At 65.4% G+C, this 1,085-nt stretch carries 1 protein-coding gene; it reads left to right on the top strand.

Annotated features, from left to right (window positions below):
• Window positions 1–24 precede the first annotated feature (24 nt).
• Window positions 25–1,083: a DUF917 domain-containing protein gene (locus tag ABT116_RS49585; protein WP_351648294.1), complete on the top strand. Its 1,059-nt coding sequence runs from the start codon at window positions 25–27 to the stop codon at window positions 1,081–1,083.
• Window positions 1,084–1,085: the final 2 nt, after the last annotated feature.

The raw sequence follows: 1,085 nt of genomic DNA, 5'->3' as shown, positions 1-1,085 counted from the left end.
CCCGTGCTGGCAGAATAACGAGCCGTGAGCAGCCTGCACGCGGTCCGGGAGGCCGACCTCGACGCGATCGCAGCGGGGGCGGTGGTCTTGGGCTGCGGCGGGGGCGGCGATCCACGCCTGTTCGTGGAGATGCTTCGTCCACTCATTGCGTCCACTTCGGTAGAGGTCGTCGCGCCGGAGAAGTTGCCCGACGGGGCACTGGTCATGCCGCTGGGAATCGTCGGATCGGCTCTGGCTTTGGAGGAGCAATTGCCATCCGGGCGTGAGTTTTCCGATACTGCAGCAGCTTTGACTCGGTGGACCGGGAAGCGTCCGACCGCAGTGATGACGTTCGAAGGCGGTGGACTCAACGCTCTTTCCGGCATTGCGGCGGCGCTGGCGTTGGGAGTTCCCGTCGTCGACGCGGACCTGCTCGGTCGGGCGATGCCGCGGCTCGATCACTTCTCTCTCGCCGCAGCCGGATTGGAATTGTGCCCGGTCACCCTCGCCCAGCCAGGCGGCCTGATCACCGTTATTGACGGAGTGGATGTGCTGGGCGCCGAGGTAGCAGTGCGCTCTCTGATCGGGCGAACCAGCGGTTGGGGCGCTCTGGCGATCGCGTCGATCGATGCGCGGACCGTGCGGGAGGCCTGTATTCCGGGAACTCTCTCCCGAGCGCACGAACTGGGGCAGCATATCGGTGCCCTCGGCAGTTGGCAGGAGATCGCCGGAAGCGCCGGAGCGCGGGTGCTGGGGACAGGCCGAGTGCGTGCGGTGCGTCGTAGCCGCCCGGGCGCAGACGATCGTCGAGGCAACGTGATTCTCGAACACGATTCTGCGGTGATGCGAGTCGAATTCGAGAGTGAATTCCTGACCGTCGCGTTGGATGGCGAGATGATCGCAACGTGCCCGGACATCGTGACGTTGCTCGACGTGCGGACCGGCGCCTTCGTCTCGTGTGAATCCGTGCACCAGGGGCACGATGTGGCCGTGTTGGTTCTTCCCGGTCCACAGTGGTGGGCGGAAGAAGTGGGCAGATTGAAAGTTGTCGGCCCGCGGGCATTCGGGATCGACCACGACGCAGTGCTGATGGAGGCGCGATGAGC

This window comes from Streptomyces sp. NPDC002130 (assembly GCF_040296465.1).
Classification (GTDB): Bacteria; Actinomycetota; Actinomycetes; order Streptomycetales; family Streptomycetaceae; genus Streptomyces.
This window is presented reverse-complemented; position numbering and strand designations above follow the sequence as displayed.